Annotated in this window: 6 protein-coding genes; 3 read left to right on the top strand and 3 right to left on the bottom strand. The window is 51.6% G+C overall.

The window, feature by feature from the left end:
• Positions 1–148 precede the first annotated feature (148 nt).
• On the top strand, positions 149–673 hold the full coding sequence (locus J7M22_10190; protein ID MCD6506979.1) for a helix-turn-helix domain-containing protein: 525 nt from the start codon (positions 149–151) through the stop codon (positions 671–673).
• The gene (locus J7M22_10185; protein MCD6506978.1) at positions 615–812 is read left to right on the top strand and encodes a hypothetical protein; all 198 of its coding nucleotides are present in this window, start codon (positions 615–617) and stop codon (positions 810–812) included. The genes J7M22_10190 and J7M22_10185 overlap by 59 nt, the downstream gene beginning before the upstream one ends.
• Positions 813–896: 84 nt before the next feature.
• On the opposite strand, the gene J7M22_10180 is transcribed toward J7M22_10185, so the two are convergent.
• From J7M22_10180 to J7M22_10170, 3 genes are all read right to left on the bottom strand, one after another.
• Positions 897–2,141: a hypothetical protein gene (locus tag J7M22_10180; protein MCD6506977.1), complete on the bottom strand. Its 1,245-nt coding sequence runs from the start codon at positions 2,139–2,141 to the stop codon at positions 897–899.
• A gap of 11 nt (positions 2,142–2,152) precedes the next feature.
• On the bottom strand, positions 2,153–2,422 hold the full coding sequence (locus tag J7M22_10175; GenBank protein MCD6506976.1) for a MoaD family protein: 270 nt from the start codon (positions 2,420–2,422) through the stop codon (positions 2,153–2,155).
• Positions 2,423–2,483: 61 nt separating this feature from the next.
• Positions 2,484–3,455 carry a sugar phosphate isomerase/epimerase gene (locus tag J7M22_10170; protein MCD6506975.1) on the bottom strand — a complete coding sequence of 324 codons (972 nt, stop codon included), beginning with the start codon at positions 3,453–3,455 and terminating at the stop codon, positions 2,484–2,486.
• 78 nt (positions 3,456–3,533) lie between these two features.
• On the opposite strand from J7M22_10170, the gene J7M22_10165 reads away from it, so the two are divergent.
• Positions 3,534–3,763, top strand: a 230-nt coding sequence (locus J7M22_10165; protein MCD6506974.1) for a hypothetical protein, incomplete at its 3' end; no start/stop codon positions are given.

Here is a 3,763-nt window from a genome sequence, read left to right as displayed (position 1 = left end):
GTGATATTATCTCCAAGATGCTCTTGATCAGAGGCTGTATCTAGACCTTCCTAGCTATTTTGCCATATCGTGTCATTCACGAGGCCTTATAGGATCTGCTCTAATCCCTATTTATTGCACTCCCTAATCCTCTACTAAGAGGTCAAGGATGTGGAAGAACTACAAACAACTGATAAAAGAGAGCGAAGAGGAACTCCAAGAGCTCGAAAAGAAGCACAGAGGGAAACAAACATACCCCAGAGTATCGCTTCTGAGACTACTGAAAAGCGGACAAGCAAGGAGCATACAGAAAAGCTCACAGATACTGGGCTACAGCAGTAAGCAGCTATACAGATGGTGGGATAGATATCAGCAAGGAGGGATAGAGGAATTACTCCATCTGAGGAAACCGCCAGGCAGGAGATCGATGATGACAGATCAAGCATGGGATGGGTTGATGCATCAGATGCGATCAGGGAAGATATCCACATTGAAAGATGCAAGGAGATATTTGTCAGAAGAATGGGGGATACAGTATAAGAGCCTCAATGGGATATGGGTTTTATTGAAGAAGCACAAGGTGAAGCTGAAGAGGGACAGGAGGAGGCATAGGAAGATATGTGCTGGGAAACGTATTGGAGGAGGATCTGGGCTCCATATGGATGAGCGAAGAGTACGTCAGGTTCAGGGTTAAAGTTGGGATGTTCGATTTCCCCTCATGCGTCGATTGTGGACTGGCATGCGATCTGGCCGAGAGGAACGAGGATTGCTGGGGAAATGATCCCTCCTGTGCCGACTGTTTATGGGCACACGACATCATCAGATGTCCTTAGTTGAGGAACGAGGAGCGAGGAACTGGGAACGATGGGATAAAGATTCCAGTTCCTCACTCTTTGATCGGTCTGGCCGAATAACCTTCAGAAGTTGTATACCGTATCGAGCTCCTCATCCGGCACGTCGAAGACGACGTTGTGAGGAGGCAGCTTTTCGACCTTGAAGAAAGAGGGCAGCCGGTCGTCGGCATTCGTGAAGCCCACGCCGAAGGCCTGACCGGTCACCGCGGCGCCGTTGCCCAGGATACGCCCTAATGGTGTCCCTTTGCCCACCTCCTTGATCAGCTCGATCGCACCTTGAGCGTCGCCGAACTCCTTGATTCCCGCCTCCATAGCCACTCCCAGAGCGACTCCCATCTCAATGGTATCCAGGCCGTAGTCGTCGTAGAGCCTATCCATGGTGGCGATCGCGTCCAAGTCGTCTATCCCCAAATTGGCCCCATTCGCCCAGACCGTTTCGTATTCGGGCCCTTTCGTCAGGTAGTTGCCGTCTTTATCCATGTAGATCCTCGAACACTGGATCACACATCCGGGATGACACGGATGTTTCGGCAGGCCACCCCGTTTTATGATGGTCTCGCGCTGTGTCTCCCCGCTGATCTTATCCGTTCCCTCAAACTGTCCTGAGCTGAAGTTACGGGTTGGGTAAGCTCCGGCCTCGTTTATCACGTTCGCAAGGGCGTTGGTCCCATACGTGGGGAGCGTCTCGCCCGTGACGGGATGTGAGGCAAGCAGACGGGCGAATTTCCTGGAGGCCGCTCTGAAGGCATCGGGATCTGCCATCGACACCCTCTCCGTCCCGGAGTCATCGACCACGATGGCCTTCAATCCCTTAGATCCCATAACGGCTCCCATTCCCCCTCTTCCAGCGTGCCGCGTGGGTCTGCCCTCCGTGTCCGTCACGGCGACGCTTGCCGCCGACATCTTCATCTCGTCCGCCTGGCCGATGGAGATACAGGAGATCCTATCTCCATATCTCTCCATCAGCTTGGCCACCGTGTCGTAATTACCTAACCCTTTAAGATCGGAAGCGTCCAGTAACTCCGCTCCATCCTTATCGATCTTCAGCATATAGAGCTTTCCGTCCTCCGGTTTGCCCTCCACGACGATGGCGGCGATGTCGAGCCGCGAGAGTTTCTGAGCCGCCGTTCCCCCAGCGTTGGCCTCCTTGATCCCTCCGGTCAGCGGACTTTTAGCTCCAACGGAGAGCCTGCCTGAACAGGGTGCGGGCGTTCCGCCCAGTAGGCCAGGAGCGATAACGAGTTTGTTGTTCTCATCGAGAGGGTAACAATTGGGCGGGACCTCTGAGCTGACTATCGCCGACGTCAATCCTCTGCCGCCTAAGTTTTCGTCGGAGGAAAAATCGCCACGCTATCTCCCTCACCTAATCTCGTCTCCAACCTATCTAGATCATCGATGTTACGTCCGTTGACGAAGATCTTCACGTACTTTCTGAGCCCGCCTCTTTCATCGAAGACGTATCCCCTGAATCTCTCACCGAATTCATCGCAGAGCTCCTCAAGGAGTTGCCGTATGGTTCCCACAAACTCTTTATCGATTTCCCTCTGGCCGGTTATATCCCTGAAAACAGCATAAAATTTTAACCTCATAACCTCACAACTCCCCTTCGAGCGTATTCCATTTTACATCATCGCCGAGATGGAGTCAAGCTTAGATCTCCTGAAGCACCGATTTCAGATATTCGACGGTTGTTCGGAGGCGATCCTCGACCCTTTCCTCCCAGGGGATGGCCTCTTCCTCCTCGGGAGGCCGAATCTCTCCAGCTCTGATCCTTCGCTCCGATTCGACGGCGAGCTGTATGACTTTTGAGAACTCCATAGGTGTGAGATCATGATGGCTTGAGAGCCAATTCGGATCGAATATGGGAAGATCATAGATACGAGGGTGATCCTCTATGGAAAGGTTGAGATCGGGGTTGAAAACCGAAACGGCGGAGATTATCTCACTAATGGGTATCACGCCTTGTCCACAAGGACGTGCCTGCCATCTAAGGCCGTTTCCGCTGAAAAACAGGATGGAGTCCTTCATATGGGTGGCGACGACGAGATGGGCGATCCTGTTGACGGCGGAGATAGGGTCCTCCATCCTAACGGGGAGGTTTCCGGTGTCGAGGCATATCCCCACCACATCCTCGCCCACCTGATCGATCACCCTGACAAGCTCGAATGTCGTGGCATCCATATGAGTTTCAAGGGCGATTTTAACTCCTAGTTCTTTCACCATGGGTGAAAGCATCTTTAACACCCTGACGGAATCCTCTATCTGTCTCCTCCATGGGATCTCGGGGTTAAACCTGTCATCCCGCCCTCCGATATAGGTTCTCATCGTCCTGCTTCCCGCCAGGGCTGCAAAACGAAGATGTCTTTCAAGCTTTCTCACAAATCCATTTCTCTCTTTAACCTTCCAAGGGTTTATGGAGGGGATGTTTACCTCGATATACATCCCTTTCTCATCGGCATACCGTCTGAAGGCCTTGATCTCATCCTCATCCCACTTCGGGCTGATCTGCGTTACCGAGCCGAACTGTACCCCTTCCGTCCCGAGCTTTCGAGCGAAATCAATGGTTTCATAGGGGTTAAGTTTCATAAAACCGATCGTATAGTTATCAAGTCCGATCCTCATCTTATACCTCCAACTTCTGTATCCTTATAGATTCGCTCATATTATCGTTAAGTGTAGCAGAGATCTGAGAGGTCAGAAGTGCTTATTTCCCAGGGCGAAAAGGAACGAGGAACCAGGACGGAAAAACGTTACAACGTTAAACGTGCAACGGATTTCCCTTCTCCTCGTTTCTCCTCATGGATAACCGCTGCACTCAGGGAAATAAGAGCGTATAGATTATACCAGAAATTCCCGCCGAGGGAAACGGTCGCCGTGTCAAGTCAAATGATAATGTTACCGAAAGGAGAATGCAGATCAAATGATAATGT

It is taken from the genome of Candidatus Poribacteria bacterium (assembly GCA_021162805.1).
In the GTDB taxonomy this organism is placed as follows: domain Bacteria; phylum Poribacteria; class WGA-4E; order B28-G17; family B28-G17; genus JAGGXZ01.
The sequence above is the reverse complement of the archived record's forward strand: the minus strand, read 5'-3'. Positions and strand labels throughout refer to the sequence as shown.